Annotated in this window: 17 protein-coding genes; 10 read left to right on the forward strand and 7 right to left on the reverse strand. The window is 44.9% G+C overall.

The window, feature by feature from the left end; all coding sequences use genetic code 11:
- The first annotated feature begins 118 nt into the window (after nt 1-118).
- Nucleotides 119-2,926 carry an Hsp70 family protein gene (locus CDZ87_RS01550; RefSeq protein WP_100751869.1) on the forward strand — a complete coding sequence of 936 codons (2,808 nt, stop codon included), beginning with the start codon at nt 119-121 and terminating at the stop codon, nt 2,924-2,926.
- 237 nt (nt 2,927-3,163) lie between these two features.
- On the forward strand, nt 3,164-3,586 hold the full coding sequence (locus CDZ87_RS01555) for a BLUF domain-containing protein (RefSeq protein WP_100751870.1): 423 nt from the start codon (nt 3,164-3,166) through the stop codon (nt 3,584-3,586).
- Between the two features lie 2 nt (nt 3,587-3,588).
- On the opposite strand, the gene CDZ87_RS01560 is transcribed toward CDZ87_RS01555, so the two are convergent.
- Entirely contained in the window at nt 3,589-3,837 is a 249-nt protein-coding gene (locus CDZ87_RS01560; protein WP_100751871.1) for a helix-turn-helix domain-containing protein, read from the reverse strand.
- 66 nt (nt 3,838-3,903) lie between these two features.
- Nucleotides 3,904-6,189: a 5-methyltetrahydropteroyltriglutamate--homocysteine S-methyltransferase gene (gene metE, locus CDZ87_RS01565; RefSeq protein ID WP_100751872.1), complete on the reverse strand. Its 2,286-nt coding sequence runs from the start codon at nt 6,187-6,189 to the stop codon at nt 3,904-3,906.
- A gap of 260 nt (nt 6,190-6,449) precedes the next feature.
- On the opposite strand from metE, the gene metR reads away from it, so the two are divergent.
- A complete protein-coding gene (gene metR / locus CDZ87_RS01570) occupies nt 6,450-7,370 on the forward strand; it encodes an HTH-type transcriptional regulator MetR (protein ID WP_100751873.1) in 921 nt (306 codons plus the stop codon).
- A gap of 32 nt (nt 7,371-7,402) precedes the next feature.
- On the opposite strand, the gene CDZ87_RS01575 is transcribed toward metR, so the two are convergent.
- Nucleotides 7,403-7,603: a DUF4250 domain-containing protein gene (locus tag CDZ87_RS01575; RefSeq protein ID WP_100751874.1), complete on the reverse strand. Its 201-nt coding sequence runs from the start codon at nt 7,601-7,603 to the stop codon at nt 7,403-7,405.
- A gap of 85 nt (nt 7,604-7,688) precedes the next feature.
- Nucleotides 7,689-8,369, reverse strand: a complete 681-nt coding sequence (locus tag CDZ87_RS01580; RefSeq protein WP_100751875.1) for a hypothetical protein — start codon at nt 8,367-8,369, stop codon at nt 7,689-7,691.
- 182 nt (nt 8,370-8,551) lie between these two features.
- On the opposite strand from CDZ87_RS01580, the gene CDZ87_RS01585 reads away from it, so the two are divergent.
- The gene (locus CDZ87_RS01585; RefSeq protein WP_100751876.1) at nt 8,552-10,825 is read left to right on the forward strand and encodes a YgiQ family radical SAM protein; all 2,274 of its coding nucleotides are present in this window, start codon (nt 8,552-8,554) and stop codon (nt 10,823-10,825) included.
- Nucleotides 10,826-10,870: 45 nt separating this feature from the next.
- Here the strand turns inward: CDZ87_RS01585 and serC are convergent, their stop codons facing one another.
- Both serC and CDZ87_RS01595 read right to left on the reverse strand, forming a co-directional pair.
- The gene (serC, locus tag CDZ87_RS01590) at nt 10,871-11,953 is read right to left on the reverse strand and encodes a 3-phosphoserine/phosphohydroxythreonine transaminase (protein ID WP_100751877.1); all 1,083 of its coding nucleotides are present in this window, start codon (nt 11,951-11,953) and stop codon (nt 10,871-10,873) included.
- A 124-nt stretch (nt 11,954-12,077) separates the two neighbouring features.
- Complete coding sequence (locus CDZ87_RS01595) at nt 12,078-13,343, reverse strand: DUF945 family protein (protein WP_100751878.1); 1,266 nt, start codon at nt 13,341-13,343, stop codon at nt 12,078-12,080.
- Between the two features lie 173 nt (nt 13,344-13,516).
- Here CDZ87_RS01595 and CDZ87_RS01600 point away from each other — a divergent pair, with 173 nt between their 5' ends.
- The 3 genes from CDZ87_RS01600 (at nt 13,517) to CDZ87_RS01610 (ending at nt 16,695) form a co-directional block, all read left to right on the forward strand.
- Nucleotides 13,517-15,469 carry an ATP-binding protein gene (locus CDZ87_RS01600; RefSeq protein WP_100751879.1) on the forward strand — a complete coding sequence of 651 codons (1,953 nt, stop codon included), beginning with the start codon at nt 13,517-13,519 and terminating at the stop codon, nt 15,467-15,469.
- A complete protein-coding gene (locus CDZ87_RS01605) occupies nt 15,466-15,963 on the forward strand; it encodes a response regulator (RefSeq protein ID WP_100751880.1) in 498 nt (165 codons plus the stop codon). The genes CDZ87_RS01600 and CDZ87_RS01605 overlap by 4 nt, the downstream gene beginning before the upstream one ends.
- 165 nt (nt 15,964-16,128) lie before the next feature.
- Nucleotides 16,129-16,695 carry a hypothetical protein gene (locus tag CDZ87_RS01610; RefSeq protein ID WP_100751881.1) on the forward strand — a complete coding sequence of 189 codons (567 nt, stop codon included), beginning with the start codon at nt 16,129-16,131 and terminating at the stop codon, nt 16,693-16,695.
- 348 nt (nt 16,696-17,043) lie between these two features.
- On the opposite strand, the gene CDZ87_RS01620 is transcribed toward CDZ87_RS01610, so the two are convergent.
- Nucleotides 17,044-17,640, reverse strand: a complete 597-nt coding sequence (locus CDZ87_RS01620; RefSeq protein WP_100751883.1) for a TfoX/Sxy family DNA transformation protein — start codon at nt 17,638-17,640, stop codon at nt 17,044-17,046.
- Nucleotides 17,641-17,996: 356 nt separating this feature from the next.
- On the opposite strand from CDZ87_RS01620, the gene CDZ87_RS01625 reads away from it, so the two are divergent.
- The 3 genes from CDZ87_RS01625 to CDZ87_RS01635 all read left to right on the forward strand — a co-directional run bounded on the left by CDZ87_RS01625 (nt 17,997) and on the right by CDZ87_RS01635 (nt 20,470).
- Nucleotides 17,997-18,917, forward strand: a complete 921-nt coding sequence (locus CDZ87_RS01625) for an HDOD domain-containing protein (RefSeq protein ID WP_100751884.1) — start codon at nt 17,997-17,999, stop codon at nt 18,915-18,917.
- 19 nt (nt 18,918-18,936) lie between these two features.
- Nucleotides 18,937-19,842 carry a LysO family transporter gene (locus CDZ87_RS01630; protein ID WP_100751885.1) on the forward strand — a complete coding sequence of 302 codons (906 nt, stop codon included), beginning with the start codon at nt 18,937-18,939 and terminating at the stop codon, nt 19,840-19,842.
- A 115-nt stretch (nt 19,843-19,957) separates the two neighbouring features.
- The gene (locus CDZ87_RS01635; protein WP_100751886.1) at nt 19,958-20,470 is read left to right on the forward strand and encodes a hypothetical protein; all 513 of its coding nucleotides are present in this window, start codon (nt 19,958-19,960) and stop codon (nt 20,468-20,470) included.
- Nucleotides 20,471-20,527: the final 57 nt, after the last annotated feature.

The following is a 20,527-nucleotide window of genomic DNA, read 5'->3' on the forward strand; positions in this document are numbered from 1 at the left end:
CAACGGCACCACAAGGTGCCGTTTTTGCCAGGCGCCAGTCTACTCGTTCGTTTATTGACTAAACGAAGACGAAATTACCCAGATTGGTATGCGATAAATAGACAAAGGGTTTTGTTATATGGCCTCTCCTCGATTTTTAGTCGGTATTGATTTAGGCACAACTAACACCGTTGTGGCGTTTTGTGAAATCACTGACAACCTAAAACACGCACCAGTGTCACTGTTTGATATCGACCAGTTAATCGGGCCGGGTGAAGTGGTGCGCAAACCGCTTTTACCCTCTTTCCGTTACCATCCCGCTCAAGGACAAGTCGCTGGGTCAGATTTAACTCTGCCGTGGGAAAACAAGCCCGTCGATGGCGACATTTCACATGTCATTATCGGCGAGTGGGCACGTGAGTTGGGCGCCAAAGTCGAGGGTCGCCAAGTCTCGAGTGCCAAAAGCTGGCTCTCTCATCAAGCGGTTGACCGTCGCTCAGATATTCTGCCTTGGGCGGGCGCCGATGAGGTAGACAAAGTCTCCCCTGTGATAGCCAGTGCGAGTTATTTGAATCACATTCGTCAAGCATGGAACTATCGTCATCCAAGCAACCCTCTCGAGCATCAAGATGTGGTCGTAACGGTGCCCGCCTCGTTTGACGAAACGGCGCGAAAACTGACCTTAGAAGCTGCGCAACTGGCGGGGATCAATCATATCGTTCTTCTCGAAGAACCACAGGCGGTGTGCTACGACTGGTATGCTCGTCACCAGAACAGCGCCGCTGAAGAGCTAAAATCATTACCACTTATTTTGGTGTGTGATGTTGGTGGCGGAACAACCGACCTCAGCTTAATTGAAGCAAAGTATACCGATGATGAGCTTGCTCTAGACCGAATTGGCGTCGGTGAACACTTAATGCTCGGCGGTGATAACCTTGACCTAGCCCTTGCTCATCTTGCCGAGCAGCGTTTTAGTCACAGTAAAAAGCTCAATGCTGCAAACTTAACAAAACTTATCCAGCAAACCCGTAAAGCGAAAGAGAACCTGCTTTCAACCAACGCCCCGGACGAAGTGAAAATCACGATGCTCGGCAGTGGTTCTAAACTGCTTGGTGGCACAAAAAGTATTGGCTTAACCAAACAAGAAGTACATCAAATCGCCCTTGATGGTTTCTTTCCTCTGTCGGATTTTACCCATACACCGGATAAGAGACGCAGTGCGGTGGTTGAATTTGGTCTACCTTATGTCGCAGACCCTGCGGTCAGCAAGCATGTGGCCGAATTCCTCAATCAACATCAACAAGTCTCCTATTCGGCTCTGGCTCAACAAGATACCAGTAAGCCTGCCATCCCTGTCGGGTTGCTGCTTAATGGTGGGGTATTCAATAGTGAGCTAGTTACCGAGCGCGTAACCCGTCTACTAAGCCATTGGCGCGGTGAACCCGTGACCGTTTTGGATAACCCTCACCCTGATTGGTCAGTGGCACTCGGTGCGGTCGCTTTTGGTAAAGCGCGTCGAGGCGCACAACTAAAAATCGGCGGTGGGGTGGCTCGTTCCTACTTCTTGCACCTACAAGAAAAGAACAAAATGGGTAAAGCACTCTGCTTGCTGGCCAAAGGCACAGAAGAAGGTCACGAAATCCGCTTAAGTGGTCGCCGTTTCGCTCTTACGCTCGGTGAACCAGTTCGTTTCAACCTGTTGACGACAACTCATGACACGCTGAGCAACAATACTGCCATTCAAAACGGAGCTATGGTCGATATCGATGCCGATCTTTTCTCGCCGCTGCCCCCATATATCTCAACTCTTGAAGGGCAAGGTATGGAATTACAAGCCAATCAAAAAGAGCGTGTCGAAGTACAACTTGCTTGCCAGTTAACCGAAGTGGGCACACTAAAAATGGAGTGTGTTAACGTCGACGATGACAATAAGCGCTGGGCACTGGAATTTGAAGTCCGTAATCAAAAAGCGGATGAGATTCAACAACAGAACACGCATCCACGTCTTGCTGAGTGTAAAGCGCTGATTTCACGCCTTTACAGTGGCAACAAAAAAAGCGCCGAAGGCAAAGAGATAAAAACGCTCGCAAAAGATCTTGAAAAAATGCTCGGCAAACGGGATGAGTGGGATTTTTCCACCCTACGTCAGATTTTCGATGCTTTTGCGCTGGGAAGAAAACGCCGACGTCGCTCCGAAGCTCATGAAAAAAACTGGCTACGCTTGGCCGGGTTCTCGTTACGCCCTGGTTTTGGCGATGCCACCGATTCATGGCGCATCGAACAAGTTTGGGGACTCTACCAGCAAGGGATCCAGTTCAAAAACCATCAAGGTTGGAGTGATTGGTGGGTATTCTGGCGCCGTATTGCCGGTGGTCTGAATCAAGAGCAGCAAGAGACGATCCTCGCGGATATTGCTAAATATCTGCACCCTGGTGCGATGAAAAACCCACAATCGGCCAAAGCGGCACAAGAAATGGGTTATGAATCAATGTTGCGTTTAGCCGCCTCTCTTGAGCACCTCGATGTCGAAGATAAAACTCTGCTCGCCTCTTGGTGTTTGAGTAAAGCTCTCAACCACAATCAATTTGAACAAGCTCATTGGTGGGCACTGGGCCGATTAGCAGCGCGTACGCCACTTTATGGCAGTCAACACAATGTCATTGCTCGTGAACAAGCTGAGCAATGGCTACCGAAGCTACTTGAACAAAACTGGCAAAAAGAGCCGATGATCGCTTTCGCGTCGGTCATGATGTGTCGTAAAACCGGCGATCGACTGTTTGATATCTCTGATGACTTCCGCCAACAAGTGGTCGAAAAACTCAAACAAAGCAAAGTGCCACAGTCGTGGTTATCTCTTGTTGAAGAAATCAAAGAGCTCTCAGCCAGTGAGTCGAAACGTGTCTTTGGTGATGCTTTGCCGAGCGGCTTAACCCTTGTTAACCACTAACTGCAGGCTAAATAAAATGGTACAAAGGCGCGCTTAATTGGATAATGCCGTTCACTTAAAGTGAGCGGCAAGCGAGTGATCTAAGTAACCGAGAGATCTCAGTGTCGAGGCATCACTGGTCATGGTGTGTCGCAGGCAATGATTACGTTATTTATTGTCAAATCGAAGATATGAGCTAAGTTTTATATTAAATCTTGTTTGTGAACACATATTGCCGACACATTAAAGGAGCCTGTGATGTTTCTAACACGACTGGTGTATGCTAGCACTATTGAACAAGGGTTTGATTTATCGACCGTCGAAGAAATTATTAGCTCGGCACGCAAACATAACACTACACTCGATGTGACTGGCATGCTGTGTTTCGATCGGCACTATTTTCTACAGTGTTTGGAAGGATCACGAACTAATATCAATGATGTCTATCAACGTATTTTGAATGATAAACGCCACTCAAGTATTATTATGCTCGACTACCGTGAGATAAGCGCGCGTGATTTTAGCCACTGGTCTATGGGTTACATTCCCTCTTCTAACCTCACAGCGCCACTTTACCTACGCTATTCAGGCGCTAGTGAGTTCGACCCATACCACATGTCTGGTGAGAGCGCTTATCAATTACTGCTTGAGCTCAAGAATGCTTTGCCGACGATCAGTTAGTGTTACTCAATGTGCCTTAACACTTTTTCACATAACCTTTTCAAGCTGATCAGTTCATCAAGATAAAGATGAAACTTACATGTCATTTGCTCTGGAACTTGTATCGCTTGTTGTTTTAATACCAAACCTGATGGGGTAAATTTAAGTACGCGTTCGTCTTGTTCGCTAGGCACACGTCCTACATACCCTTTTAACTCGCTGGCATTACTGAAACGATATGTCAAAGCATCAGCAACAACAATGCCGACCATTAGGTCGGCATTGTTTTATCTGCATACATTATTCTAACGACATATGCATAGTTAACAACACAGTACTTACGCAGAGTAAGCTTTTCTGAGCTTTTTCGCCGCTAACACCATATTGGTTAGCGATGCTTCTGTCTCGGCCCAGTTACGCGTTTTCAATCCGCAATCTGGATTGACCCACAATCGCTGTGACGGGATCTTTTCTGCCGCTTTATTGATTAAACCTTCAATCCACTCTTGAGTCGGAATATTCGGCGAATGGATATCATACACACCCGGACCGATTTCGTTCGGATAATTAAACGCTTCAAAAGCTTTCAATAGTTCCATATTTGAACGTGACGTTTCGATGGTAATCACATCCGCATCGAGCGCCGCAACAGAATCAATGATCTCGTTAAACTCTGAATAACACATATGAGTATGAATTTGCGTTTCAGGCTTCGCGCTCGCCGCAGAAATCTTAAACGCATCGACAGCCCACTCTAAATATGCTTTATGTTGTGCTTTTTTAAGTGGTAAGCCTTCACGGATAGCGGGTTCATCAATCTGAATAATATTGATCCCGGCATCTTGAAGATCAGACACTTCATCGCGTAGCGCCAGAGCTAGCTGGGTGGCAATTTCTTTTCGGCTGATATCTTCACGTGGGAAAGTCCAACAAAGAATCGTGACCGGGCCTGTCAGCATTCCTTTCATCTGCTTTGAGGTCAATGACTGAGCGTAGGTAGACCACTCGACAGTCATTGGCTGCTCACGTTCGATATCAGCGACAACGATAGCGGGTTTGACGCAACGTGAACCATAACTCTGTACCCAGCCAAACTGAGTTGTTTGGAAACCGGCAAGATTTTCGGCAAAATACTCGACCATATCATTACGTTCAGCTTCACCATGAACGAGTACGTCAAGATCTAAGGCTTCTTGGCGTTTTACCGCATCCGAAATATGTCCTTTAAGCGCTTGCTGATACTCCGCCGAAGAGAGCTTTCCGCTACGATAAGCACTGCGTTGAACACGAATCTCACTGGTTTGTGGAAACGAGCCAATGGTCGTGGTTGGGAATAATGGCAAATCTAACACTTCACGTTGATGGGCAGCACGCTGTGGATAAGGTGCGCTACGCTCGGTAAATGCCTGAGTAACACGATTAAGCCGCGCTTGAACCTGAGGTTTGTTAACGTGGGTTGCGCTTTTGCGCGCTTGAATCGGCGTACTGTATGTATCGCAAGCCAAAATAGCCGCGTGATCACCATCTAACGCTTTACCCAGTAACGCCACTTCCGTCAATTTTTGCTTAGCAAAAGCAAACCAGCTGTGCACTTCATCACTCAAATTCGCTTCAAGTTCCAAATCAACAGGGCTATGCAGTAGCGAGCACGAACTGGCTATCCATAACCTGTCAGCCAACTTATCTTTGACTGGTTTTAATAAGGCCAGTTGCGCACTTAAATCGGCACGCCAAACATTTCGCCCATTGATCACACCAGCGGACAGAACCCAGTGCTCAGGCAATTTTTCGACCACAGTATCCAATTGCCGAGGCGCGGCAGACACATCAATGTGTAGGCCGTCTACATCCAGCTCGACTATCTTGTCTAAGGTATCGGTTACCGAGTCAAAATAGGTTGTCAGCAGTACCTTGACGTCACAACGAATCATTTGATAGGCGAGTTTAAATGCCTCTTGCCAAGGCTGCTCCAATTCAAGCGCTAAGATAGGCTCATCAATTTGTACCCACTCGACGCCTTGTTTAGCGAGTTTGGCCAGAATGGCTTGGTAAGCTGTCAACAAACGTGGCAATAGACTCAATCGGTCAAAACCTGGTTCGACTTCTTTACCAAGGTAGAGATAACTGAGCGGCCCAAGGAGTACTGGCTTAACATTATGTCCCGCTTGTACCGCTTCATTCACTTCTTCAAACAACTGTGGCCAGCTGACTTCAAAGCTATCATCGCGGCTAAACTCAGGCACAATGTAGTGATAGTTAGTATTAAACCATTTAGTCATGTCTGAGGCGGCACTGCCACTGCATCCACACTGAGCTTGAGACTGGCCCCTGCCCACTTTAAACAGCGTATCGATGTCTGGGAAACCTTTTCGATGACGTTTAGGTACATGACCCAGCAGTAATGTTGTGGTCAAAACATGATCGTACCAAGCAAAGTCCCCTGCTGTAACAAAATCGAGACCGGCTTGCGCCTGCTCTTGCCAGTGGTTGGCACGCAACGTCGCTCCGACCGTTTTAAGCTCGGCCTGATCAATTTCGCCACGCCAATATTTCTCTAATGCAAATTTAAGTTGACGCTTTTCGCCAATACGTGGATAGCCAAGAATGTGAGTCGTTGTTGTCATGTTATTTGCCCTTTCGCTGAGATTCGTCAATGTGCCAGAGTACGACATCAATCATTTAACAAAGATGTCTGGATGGCCAAACTATCTCGTTGTTCAACGAATAGAACAAGTTCCAAATATTCAACATGTTTATTAGTATATTTCATGTTGCAGGGCTTCAGATTCGAACGGCCAATTTAGACGTCTAGATGTTTACACATCCAATGAATCGGAGTAAGTTAATACTATTCAAGCAGAAATCGTCTATATGAAGGGAATTCATGATTGAGCTCAAGCACCTTAAAACCTTAGCAACACTGCGCGATACCGGTTCGCTAACCGCCACCGCCACCACATTGCATCTTACTCAGTCGGCTCTCAGCCACCAGCTTAAAGATCTTGAAGCTCGCATAGGTGGTCAGCTATTTCTGCGTAAAACTCGCCCCGTGAAGTTCACCGCTGAAGGTGAGATATTCCTGAAGCTAGCCGAAGACGTTCTGCCTCGGATTGCCAAAGCAGAAAATGAAGTGGCTAGCTTAAAAGAAGATGTTAATGGCCGACTGCATATGGCAATCGAATGTCACTCTTGTTTTCAGTGGTTAATGCCCGCCTTAAAGGAGTACCAACAGGCTTGGCCTAGCGTGACACTCGACTTCTCATCCGGCTTTGGGTTTGAACCTTTACCCGCTCTCGTTTGTGGCGAACTCGACTTAGTCATCACCTCAGATATTCAACCGCGTTCTGAAGTGCATTACGAACCCCTGTTTGATTTTGAGATGCGTCTAGTGACCTCGGTTAGCCATCCTCTTGCTGAGAAAAAGTCGATTCAACCTAATGATCTGAGCGATCAAACCATGCTCTCATATCCAGTACAGAAAAACCGTCTTGATGTGGTTAAACACTTTTTGCAACCTGCCTCCGTCGACCCCAAACAGTGGAAACAAGCGGATAATACCTTGATGCTGATTCAAATGGTTTCTGCTGGGCTTGGGGTTGCGGCGTTACCGAATTGGGCAATCAGTGAGTTCTCACGCCAAGGTTTGATTACCAGCATTCCGCTTGGCAATGGTTTATGGCGCAGACTATTTGCGGCCACTCGACATTCAGATAAGGATAAGCGCTATCTACAGGCATTCTTCAATACGGCACGTATTCAGTCGCAAGGTCATTTAGATGGAATTAAAACCGTCAAACTAGGATAGAAAAAGGAGGCTGTGCGCCTCCTCATTTGGGTTTACCGTTGATACGACTTAAACTGATTGGTTAATGGGTCGTAGCTGTAACCGAGCAGATCAAGTTTGCCAACAACTTGCTCTACATCCATTTCATAGGTGCTGATCAACTCATCAAAACTGTCACACTCTAAACGCAGCTTCTCATTGACGATACCTAACAGAATACTGCTATCAAAATTACCCGCATTACTCAGATCCATCCTTGCCTCCTTTTTACGCACTCACTTAGTTAAGCTTAGTAATGGTTGGCAATGTTCGCAGTGAGCAAACTCTAAATTTCTACGCTTACAATAAAAACAGCGCCTGATTGGAAGAAACCGCCAACAACAGGAGCGCTAGCGCACAACCAAGCTGAAGTTTATTCACAGGTTTTGTTGTCAAGAGATGCCAGCACCATATTACGATTGAGGTAATTAACATTGCTAGGCCAACCAATAAAGGTTCGGTCACTTGAGTTAAGGTTTGTGGATCCATTGTGTAAGCCTGAAGCAAGATGGTTAAGCTCATCAGCATCGCCGCCACAATACCTGTGACGGGTAAAATTCGATGAAAGGCTTGCAAACGGGTTCGCGCAATCGTCAGCAATAAATGCCCAAGCAGAGCGCCAAGTAAGAAAATAGCAACCAAGGTATTCAAACTTGCCGCAAGCGATGGTTGATTACCGATCTCAATGGCGACATAAGCCAATGCAAGGCCGTTGGCTAAATACATCACCCACATCGGGCCTTGTACGCGAGTCTTTTTGGTTTGTACTTGAGAATAAAAATAAGCGATTGCAAAGACGATCATCGTCGCTTCAATACGTAATGATGACACGGCTAGCCACAAAAGAGCGATTGTAGGCAGCATCTTGTGAATGCGCCCTCTTTGACCAGGGCAGAGATCGCCCTTTACCAAGATCAACGTTAGAATGAGCTGTGCGCCCAATAACATCGGGGACAGGACGGCGAGTAATTGCTGAATCATAACACTATCGAATTAATGGGATATTAGGACGCAGATCATAGCAGATTCAGACGCGTTAGCCATGTAGCAAATACGTCTTAAGTTAAGCAGGTCTAAGATACCACAATCTTCATAAGATATTAAACTAGATAGTCGCTGGCCAAGTCGCTATAATTCGCGCTCCTTGGCACAGAGAGCAAAATATGTACAGCAACATCACTCCTATTCACGAGCATAAGAAATACTGGGCAGAGTGCTTTGGCACCGCACCTTTCCTTCCGACCAGTCGAAAGGAGATGGACGCCCTTGGATGGGACAGTTGTGACATTATTATCGTAACGGGCGATGCTTATGTGGATCATCCAAGCTTTGGTATGGCCATCATCGGTCGTTTGTTAGAAGCCCAAGGCTTCCGTGTCGGTATCATTGCTCAACCTCAGTGGCACAATAAAAACGCCTTTATGGCACTGGGCAAACCTAACCTATTTTTTGGTATCACTGCCGGTAACATGGACTCAATGATCAACCGTTACACGTCCGATCGCAAGTTACGCCATGATGATGCCTATACCCCCAACAATGAAGGCGGCAAGCGTCCTGACCGAGCAACGCTGGTTTACTCTCAACGTTGTCGTGAAGCCTATAAAGGTACGCCTATCGTGCTTGGTGGAATTGAAGCGAGCTTGCGTCGTGTTGCGCACTACGATTACTGGTCAGACAAAGTTCGTCGCTCGGTATTGTTTGATGCAAAAGCAGATATCCTTCTTTTCGGTAACGCTGAGCGTGCATTGGTAGAAGTGGCACATCGCCTTGCTGATGGCGAAGAGATCGCTAACCTAACCAATATTCGCGGTACCGCCATCAACCTGCCAGCGGCTCCTGAAGGTTTTAAAATCATTGATTCTTCTCGTATCGAAAAGCCGAACAAGGCTTATGTGCCAGTAAACCCGTACGAAGTTGAAACGCAATGTGAGACCAAGAAAGATGAAAAGGAAGAGGTAAAGGCGCAACCTATTACTATTCGCCCTTCTCGTCACGATGCAAAAACAACTGCAGTTCGTATCCCTGCGTTTGAGAAGCTAAATAATGACCGCATCCTTTACGCTCATGCGAGCCGCATTTTGCATCTTGAGACCAACCCGTATTCTGGTCGAGCTTTGATTCAACGTCACGGTGACCGTGAACTTTGGGTGAACCAAGCACCGATTCCATTGACAACAGAAGAGATGGATTACGTGTTTGGCCTTTCTTACAAGCGTGTTCCTCACCCTATGTATGGCAAAGCGAAAATCCCTGCATATGACATGATCAAAACCTCGGTGAACATCATGCGTGGCTGTTTTGGTGGCTGTTCTTTCTGTTCGATTACCGAACATGAGGGACGTATTATTCAAAACCGTTCGAAAGAATCTATCTTGGATGAGATCGAAGACATTAAAGATAAAGTACCTGGTTTTACCGGGACTATTTCTGATTTAGGTGGCCCAACGGCGAACATGTACCGTTTAGGCTGTTCAGATCCGAAAGCAGAAATTAACTGCCGTCGTCCTTCATGTGTGTTCCCTAAAATCTGTGAAAAGCTCAACACAGACCATCAACACACCATTGACCTTTATCGATCAGCAAGAAAAGTTCCGGGCATTAAGAAAGTAATGGTCGCATCAGGCGTTCGTTATGACCTTGCGATTGAATCTCCAGAATACGTACGTGAACTTGTAACGCATCACGTAGGTGGTTACTTGAAGATTGCTCCAGAGCATACTGAAAAAGGCCCTCTAGATCTGATGATGAAACCGGGCATGGGCACTTACGATCGCTTTAAAGAGATGTTCGAAAAGTACAGCGCTGAAGCGGGCAAGAAGCAGTACCTAATTCCTTACTTTATCTCGGCTCACCCGGGAACAGAAGATGAAGACATGCTTAACCTTGCATTGTGGCTGAAAAAGCATAACTACGAGTGTGACCAAGTACAGAACTTTTACCCATCGCCAATGTGTAATGCAACGTCAATGTATTACTCAGAGACTAACCCCCTGAAGCGCGTGAAATATAAGAAACGTGAAGATGTACCAGTGCCTAAAGGTGATCGTCAACGTCGTCTGCATAAAGCACTGCTTCGTTACCACGATCCAGAAAACTGGAAGATCATCCGCGAAGCGCTAATCGATATGGGTAAGAAACACCTTATCGGTGATAAGCCGGGCTGTTTGATTCCGGAAGAAGATTTTGATGCACAAACACCGGCACAACGTCGTAAATCTGGTCGTCATGGTGCTCACCGCTTCGCGACTAAGCACACTAAGTCACAACCTGGCTTTGAAAAAATGCATGGCGAACAACGCGCTAAAAGCAATAGTAGTAATAACGGCAAGGTCAACGGTAAACCAGGGGCCAAACTCCAACACTCTCGTGGTGGGAAAGCGACAGCGACAGGTTCCGGTAAACCTTCCGCAGGGCGTAAAGCTAAACAGCGTTGATCAAAAAAGCCTAGCAAATCGCTAGGCTTTTTCCTTTTGCGGTGCTTAAGCGTTATTGGCTTCAAACTCGCGCATAAAGTCGACCAGAGCCTGAACACCTTCCATCGTCATCGCATTGTAGATTGATGCTCGCATGCCACCAACGGCCCTATGACCTTTAAGTGCAACCAAACCTTTCGCTTGTGCTTGTTCAAGAAACAACTCGTCAAGCTCGGGTTTGACCAATTGAAAAGGGACATTCATACGGGAACGATTATCAGGATGAACCGTGTTGATGTAAAAATCAGACTCGTCGATTTGGCTGTATAATAGCGACGCTTTCTCTTGGTTGATTTTCTCCATCACAGCGACACCACCTTGTTGCTTAAGCCACTTAAACACTAAGCCAGATAGATACCAAGCAAATGTTGGCGGTGTATTGAACATTGACTCTTTTTCTGCCAGCACCTTGTAACTCATAAAGCTTGGCAGCAGCGTATTGGCTAAATCGAGTAAGTCGTCACGAACGATAGCAATACAAATGCCTGCAGGACCAATATTTTTTTGTGCCCCTGCATAAATAACACCATATTGCGATACGTCAATTTGACGAGATAGAATGTTCGACGACATATCAGCAACAATCGGCTTTTCTGTTACAGGCAATTGACTGATTTCAATACCATCAATGGTTTCATTTGGACAAAAATGAACATACGCAGAAGCTGGATCAATCGTCCACTGATCCGCATCTACCACAGCAGTTTTGCCCTCACGCTGTGTTTTAGCGTCGAATACGTCAACTTGGCAATATTTGTACGCTTCTTTAATTGCACTTTCTGCCCAATAACCCGCATCAATATAGGTGGCTTTTTTGGCTGTACCAAGCAAGTTTAGCGGCACGGCAGCAAATTGAGCACGCGCACCACCCTGACAGAAAAGCACTTTGTAGTTATTGGGAATATTGAGAAGGTCACGCAGATCTTGCTCTGCCTCTTCTGCTACTTGAATAAACTCTTTACTACGGTGACTGATTTCCATCACAGAAGTACCTAAGTTATTCCAATCTACAAATTCGCTTTGCGCCTGTTCCATCACGGCCTTCGGCAGCCCTGCGGGACCAGCACTAAAGTTATACACCTTTTCCATCTCACTTTCCTTGCTCAAACTTGTATTACGATTACTTCGATTAATAGCATGTTTTTTATCGGATAAAAAGCAACAAAAGAGGTCTTCAGACCTCTTTATCGGTTAAAGCCAATAAACTGACCCGTTAAGGTTGCATTAGTGCTGGCATAAGTAGCGCCATCAACGGAATTTCCTGACCGTTTTCAAACAGTAAGCTACCCTCTTTAAGCTGCGCTTTGATACGGTAGCCCGTGTCATTTTGCTGCATTAATTCCATCACCATCGCTTCATCAATGCCCTGCTGAATGAATGGATATTGGGTCACTAAGCCGTTGGAGAAATAAGTATCGATATCCCCAGTCAAAGCAGGCAAGATCATCGCGATATTTTGAGTCACATTATCCGTTCCTTTAGGTACGTTAATGCTCCACGTTGTTTCGAAGCGACTTTGCTCGTTGAGGTTGACCTCCATCTTATTGATGGCGAGGTAAAAACCCTTTGAAAACAAACTATCGACATAAGGTATCGCAGTTTGAATATCGTCGTTACTCGGGACAGGATTGTTTTGGTACAGGGTAATTAAATGTGCGAACGCTTCACTATCTAGATCGCCAAAGGCAAAGTCGAGTGACACACTGTCAACGTCACCATCGCTAGTGACCAATTTATTTAGTTCAACAATATGCTGACTACTGACCGTTTTAGCGGCTTCATCAAACGAACTAACAAAACGATATTGACTGTCACTCAATGCAAATAAAGGCGATTGTTCACCGCTAACAATCGCGGCTCTCGCTAGCTTAAGCGTTTGTTCGCCTATCCAAAAACTGTCGACCTTTTTTCCTTCACCTTCGCCTTGTAGACCAGAAAGCACCATTTTCTCTCCGGAATTGAAATCAATCTCTACTGAAGGAACATCGAGTTGATAGGTCATGTCGCCCAACACCGTAACATGACCACTCAGCGTAGAAGGAGAAACAGAGACAATCGCACCATCTTGCCCTTCAGTGACATGGTTCCAGTGATCAAGCTTAAGGGTGTACTCGGTGTTACCATTTAATTGAGTGACGGTCTCTAGCGTTAATGGCAGGTCATCGACATTCTCAAGCACCGATTCGGCACTAAGGCTGATTAGACCATGCGACACCTGACTATTGACCACCAGTTCGTTTGGTAAACCATCAACCACTAACTGTTCGGCTAGTATCGGGTCAATCACGGTATAACGAGTGATGATCTGTGATGACAGATACCCTCGGTCATACTCAATAACCTCCGCGCGTACAGAATCACTATTAAGGTAAGTCACGCTGTTTTTAATAACGCTCTGTCCAATTTGTCCAACAGCCAACGGCCAACACAAAGCGAGAGAGATGGCGCCACCAATAGCGCCGAGCTTTTTTAATTCCATGGTCATCAATTCTTAGTCACGATTTGCTTCAGTCTACACCAAAAAACATTGAGATAAATCAGAGTATTGGCCTTAAAGCCAAAACAAATGAGATTCTTCATACCTAGCTCTCAATACTCTATTGCTAAGCTTGCTAGAGTGAAAGACGTCATTTGTTAATATTGTAGCGAGTCGTGAATCAATTCTCTGTACTGTGTTTAGACAACAACCCGATTAGCGTTGAACAACTTAGACGCGAGTTAAGTTCGTTTGCCTGTAAGTTTGACCTACATACAGTCGATACCATTGACGATGCCCACGCGGCACTTGAGTTTTGCCTCGAACAACAACAAACCGTCGCCTTGGTCATTGCTAGCCACCACGATAATTTCAATGGCGCTGATTTCTTGATTCAACTCGACAAGAATCACCACACACAAAGTGCCAAAAAAATCTTAATTAGCAGTGGTAAAGACATCCAAGTAATTCTCTCTGCCGTCAACGATGGACGCCTCGATTACTGTCTGACGAAACCACTACAGGACAACGTGGTATATAGGACGGTGAAAAAAGAGCTGACCACCTTTATTCTCACGCACGACAAAGAGAACTTACTGTCCTATAGCCAAGTGCTTGATCAACATCGTCTGCTACGCGCCCATATCGATCAGAAAATGCGCAGCTATCGAGAAGGGTTCATTACCGATCATCACAGCATGAGTGATCAACAGTTGGCGCAAAAAGTCTCCACAGCTTTGCTCGATTTTTTTGCTGAACAAGACGAAACCAAAGCTTGCCGCACCTACTCCACCGATCATCTGTTAACAGTAGAGGGTGAAGAAAATCGATTCCTATGGTTCATTACCAAAGGTGACGTTGCTCTGTATAAAAAAGACGACATCGGTATGCAGCGTGAGGTAGTACGGCATAGCCAGGGCAATATCGTGGGCGGAATGTCATTTGTCACTGGGGAGCCCTCTTTTTCAACCGCAGTGACACTGTCACAAACAGAGGTAATAAAACTCGACCGAGACGTGTTCACTAAAGTCATGCATTCCAATATGACCTTACTGCCGCTATTTACCAACTTGCTGCTACGCCACTTTAATCGTCGTTTGCAACGCAGTATTAATACCAAGCTCGAGCTGCAAAAAACGTTGGAATCACTTGAGTCCGCTCATCAGCAACTCATTGAACGAGAGAAGATGGCGATGCTCGGGCAACTGGTTGCCGGAGTCGCGCACGAACTCAATAACCCTATTGCAGCCATTTTACGTAGCACTGAAACGTTAACCGCCAAAATACAACATTTAGTCGATGGTCGTTGCAGCGAAGACGTCGGTATCGATGGTATTGAAGTACTCAAGGCTGGCTTAGCACAGCGCCCACGCTCAACCGCAACAGAAAGAGAACTGACTCGCCAGGTACAGCAAAATGTCGGCGATCGACGCCTAGCAAAGAAATTGGTCAAACTCGGCTTTGAAAGCGACGTTCACTGGCAAAAAAAAGCGCAAAACCACCCTGACGCAACCATGGCGCAACTTGTTCAACTTGAAGACTATTACATGGCGGGCAGCACTCTTCGCTCAATAAACGTGTGTGCGGGTCGTATCGCCGATATGGTCCGCAGCCTCAAAGGTTACGCTCGTCCTGATGATGAAAAGCGCCACTTGATTGATATTCATGAAGGCATCGAAGACACCTTAGTCATTTTTGAAAACAGGTTAAAATTTCATGAGGTTGAAAAGCGCTACGCCGATTTAGCTTCCATTCAGTGCCTGCCAATAGCCTTGCAGCAAGTATGGACTAATCTTATATCCAACGCCATTGATGCCTTTCCGAGTAAAGGCCACTTGTTAATAGAAACCAGTATGCAAGAAAAAGCGTATCGCCAGTGGGCAGTGATCAGCTTTACTGATAACGGCGGTGGTATCCCTAAGCATATCCAAGAGCAAATGTTTAGTTTAAATTTTACCACTAAAAAAGAGGGTAATTTTGGTCTTGGCATCGGATTATCGGTCTGCCAACAAATTGTCCATCAACATGGCGGAAAAATCGAAGTCGAGTCCGAAATTGATCAATTCACTACATTTTCTGTTTGGTTACCTTACGACCAAGCATTGCCCGAATCAAGGAGCGCTGAATGAACAAGTACCTAATCTTATGTGTTGATGACGAACGTGACGTTTTAGATAGTGTCGTTCAAGATCTCGATTGCTTTGAAGAGAATTTTGTTTTGGAGGCTGCTGAGTCAGTTGCAGAAGCAAAATCTCTGATCGAAGAGTACCAGCAAGAAGACGTAAAATTGGCGCTTATACTTTGTGATCACATTATGCCTGATCAAACTGGCATCCAATTTCTGATTGAGCTCAATGAAAACTCGCCAACCACTCAGGCGCGTAAGCTTTTGTTAACCGGGCAAGCAGGCTTAGAAGACACAGTTGAGGCTGTCAATCACTCCAGTCTTGATTTTTTCATTACTAAACCATGGCGCGGCGATGAACTAAGAGAAATAGTCAAAAGCCAACTTACGACTTATATGATTGCAAACGAACCTGATTTAATGCCTTGGGCATCAGTGCTTGACACTGAAAAAATCTTTGCAGCAATGGCAAAAAAACGTGCCGATTACGGTGAATAATTAGTCATTTGTGGCATAGAGTTTGCTTAGTTATCTAAATCACGACAAAACAATGACATTTCTATAGTGACTGTTGCTATGATGCATTATCATGTCGTAATGATGTCATGGCGCGCACGTCGCTAAAGACCAAGGAAATTAACAAGATAAAGGTTTATCGTCCATATGCGTAAAACAATCTTAGCTGCAGCCCTAGTGCTTGCATCGGGCCAATCATTCGCTCAAACCGATCCAAACAGCCCAGCAGTAATGAGCAACTTCAGTTATGACTACTTAGAAGCTCGTATCGGCGCAAGCCCTGTTACCTTTGGTACTGCTATCAGTAAGTCGATCCACCCTAATGCCCACATTCTTGGTCGTCTCGATTCTGAATTTGAAGGCGATTATGATGCCTCTGCAGGTTTTGGCTTTCACGCTCCAATCAACAACTGGGCCGATTTCACAGGTGAAATGTTACTTCGCCTAATCGATACTGGTAATGAGCGTCGCAGTGGCTACGGTCAAGGCACCAATACTGGTATGGAGCTAAATTTAGGCATCCGTCAGTGGTTAGGCCCACAACTTGAAGTTGGTGGAAAAGGCGGTTATGTATCGATTGATGATGATGACAAATGGATTGGGTCAGCTTACGTTCGCTTCCACTCGACAGAACTTTTCTCAATCGGTGGCGAAGCACGTATTAATGATTTCTATGGTGACCAACTAATGTTCACCACTCGCTTTAAGTTCTAACACGATAAAAACCGAGGTCATTACCTCGGTTTTTATGCTAATCCATTTGCTTGAGCAATCCCTCCTCATAAAGGAGTGGATAAAAATAATTTTAGTGACAATTAGCTAGGGTCTGTTTATCTTTGGCGGTTAAATTTTGTTCGAGATAGAATCGTTTTAGGCGCGGCAAGAAGTATGTCGCCTAGTTATTCTAAGTCAATACCGCTTAACAAAGCATAAAACGATTCTAGCGGAACCCTTCGGGCAGCCTTTGTGGTTCATTTCTACTGCGTTATCGGCTTTTTGTGTAGAGCAACCACACGTCAAAGCCGATGCCTTGTATAAATTTCCCACAAAGTGCTGCAAAAATCAGCTCGAAAGGTCAACAGACCCTAGTAATTGGCGTTTGCGTGGCTCTTGGATTAATTTCCAATGAATACCTTCTATCGCACCTGCAAACTTCCACAACAACTTCACATCAACATCGCTGCCATAAGCCAGCTTCACTCTAGAGAACACAGCTGGAGCGCCAAGCTCAACAAAAGTATCGACATCTTCAATTCCGGCTTTTTTGACCATACGCTCTAATGTCAACTGCATATTGGGCAAATCACGTAGCCGGCGATTAGCATATGAACGTTTATATTCACGCTCAGAAACCGAATAGGTAATAGATTCTTCGACAAGACCGGCTATCTTGCTGTCGTTAGCCACAAACAGCGTTGTGACATCATAGTAGTTTACCGTTGCCGTTGTCTGTTTTTTAACATGACGATACCTTTCGCAGCCTAGTTGCGATAACTCGCTATCGAGCTTCTCACCACCACGAATAAACACATGGTCGTTACTTATTAGGGCGAACATAGCCTCATCTTTAAACAGCCCAGTACCACCAAACATCGAACGTTTTTGAAAGTCACCAAACTTTTTAACGTATTGAATAAAATTTTGCTCTGTCATATCCATTGATCCTTAATCAAATACCCCGATTAGTTAAGATCTCCAGATAACAGCAGTAATGTGCGAATTAATTATTTACGCTCAAGCAATATTATTTTGTTTTGCGAGGCTTAAGCGATATTGCATAGTATGAATGATAGTTAACGAAACGAATTAAGTCTGTGCATATGTCACATCAATAGTATTGGATTAGATGAACATTGAGATTAATATCACACTCTATTACTTTTTATGAACGGATGTAATGTGGTTTAAGGTGCAAATAAATCACTACACAAATTATCATTTAGTACTATCTATTGATTGCTAATATATTAGTGAAAACGTTAAACTGTTTACAGTATGATAATTGTATAGATCCTATGAACCACCTCTCTTTTTATTGGCTACCAGAAAACGGTGACCTGTTAATCAAAGGAATCGAATCCGAGTTTTCTAGCTTGATTGAAAATTCAATCAAGAGCAACAAGATCTCGCTACCTCCGATCCCTGATGTCGTATTAAAGATTCAACAACTTTGTACCCAAGATACCACCACTATCTCAGATGTTGCTGATTGCCTGTTTGAAGACCCAGGTCTTGCCGCCATTGTTGTTCGAGTTGCCAATTCTGTGATATTTAATCGCCGCAATATCACCTGCACAGACTTAATGACAGCGGTTTCACGTTTAGGTATTTTGCGTGTCCGCGACATCGTAACAGCCCAAGCTATTGAACAACTTAAGCATTCGGTCAACTTAACGTACTCGTGCAACAAAATTCTTAATCAAAGTGCCGCAAATTCACGAGAGTTGGCCGCCACGATGGCATTCGTCACTCGGGGTTTTAAAGAAACTGGATTAGCCATCTACAACAACCTTGAAACCGATAAGGCTCTCCTTACGGGCCTATTGGCTGACATTGGCCTGTTTTGTATTATTAACGAGTACCACAACTACTTAGCACAAGGTAACTACCTAGCAGAAGATATCGCTTTCCAGATATTTGATCGACAGTGCTCTAATGCAAGTAAGTTGGTGCTAGACACATGGGGTTTTGATCAAGACTTCCTTGCAGTGGCTTCTAATCAAACCATCACTTCATCTGACGTAGCTGTCAGCTACTTAGATGTTGCTCGTATCGCCAATCATATTCTTATGTTCCGTCGTCAAGATGAAAACATTGACGACCATACCGTTGAATTTGACGTTACCGGTGCCGATATACTGTACAAACTCAGCAATTTAAGTGATATTGAGTTCAATACTCAGATAGACGAACTCATTCGGGCAAGTGGCCTCTAACCACTAAATAGGATTTACCATGTTTTCAGGGATGATATTTATTTTTGCCCCGCTGGTGGTGGGGTATTTTATTTCGATTACCAAACCATCTGTGCTTGAAAAAATCAACGCTACAACGGCAAATCTAATCTATGTCATCCTAGCTTTGATGGGACTCAGCCTAGCCGCTTTAGATAATCTCGGCCAAAACCTGCAGTTAATCTTAAAGACAACCGCCGTCTTTTTTAGCTGCTTAAGCCTAGCGAATTTAGCGGTTTTACCGCTTATTGATAAGTGGCTACCGATCAAAACCGATGCAAGTAATACTAAGCTTCCTTTGTCATCGATGGCACTTGAGTCTGCCAAGCTGATTATCGTTGTCGGCAGCGGCTTAGCAATCGGTCTTATGTTGCCTTTCGACCTGAGTTGGGTTGATATCGCCAGTGAATGGATATTGTTTTTACTGCTGTTTTTTATTGGTATTCAATTACGCAATAGTGGGCTAACTCTGAGGCAGATATTACTCAATAAGCATGGAATGGTCATTGCCCTAGTCATTATTGCTAGCTCCATGATTGGTGGAGTCATCTCTGCGACAATACTTCAAATCGATGTTTATCAGGGCCTAGCAATGGCATCTGGATTCGGTTGGTACTCACTCGCAGGAATTTTAATGGGCGACGCGTTTGGTCCAGTCTATGGCGGCGCTTCTTTTATGATAGAGTTGCTACGCGAGCTGATCGCCCTAGTTTTAATCCCACTCTTTATCCGCAACAAACCTTGCACTTCTATCGGTTATGCTGGTGCGACAGCAATGGACTTTACACTACCAGTGATTCAAACCACAGGAGGTGTACGCTGTGTACCCATTGCCATTGTTAGTGGATTTATATTAAGTCTTTTGGTACCCGTTTTGATGTTATTCTTTGTCTCTCTTGCAGGCTAGATCGCAGAATCATTGGCAAAAATCTCTATATTATGTCGGGTTAAGTCCACTAATTTTAGTCAACACTAAAACAATAAAAGCACATTTATAATAATTATCTTCAAAAGGAATCACTATGAAACGTACTCTTGTTGCCCTGCTGCTTGGCGCCGCTGCTTTTACTGCCTCTGCCACTAACAACGAATGTTTGTCGCAAAAGTACGATGCCTATATCGATGCTTCGCTCCACTGGTATGAAGACTTGTCTCAGTTGACAGCACAACAGCATCCAGATCTGAGTGAAGTCAGCGAATGGTTCCTTCAAGGTCGTCAGCATCACTTTGAGCTTAATCGAGCTGCTGTACATTACTATCTTAAACAAGATCCAACTAAAGTGGCGACCAATCAGCCTGTCGAAGCTTGGTTACAATTAGAACAAAAAGACATAAAAGTACTTTCATCACGCAGCGATGAGTTAGGCAAGTTGGCTCAGATAACCTTTAGCGACCGTCAGTCTCAACCGCACGAGAAAAACTACGAACTGCGCTCTGCGTTTGTAGATTTACTTAGTCATCCAACAAAAATAGACGCGGCATTAAAACGATATAACAAGTCAATTCAACAACTTGAAATGATCAATTGCCAATAGAAAACTTTATTTTCCCGCTATTATTTGTCACTAGAAAATATTAAGATTCGTCAATTA

This window comes from Vibrio salilacus, from assembly GCF_002811245.1.
GTDB classification, from domain to species: domain Bacteria; phylum Pseudomonadota; class Gammaproteobacteria; order Enterobacterales; family Vibrionaceae; genus Vibrio; species Vibrio salilacus.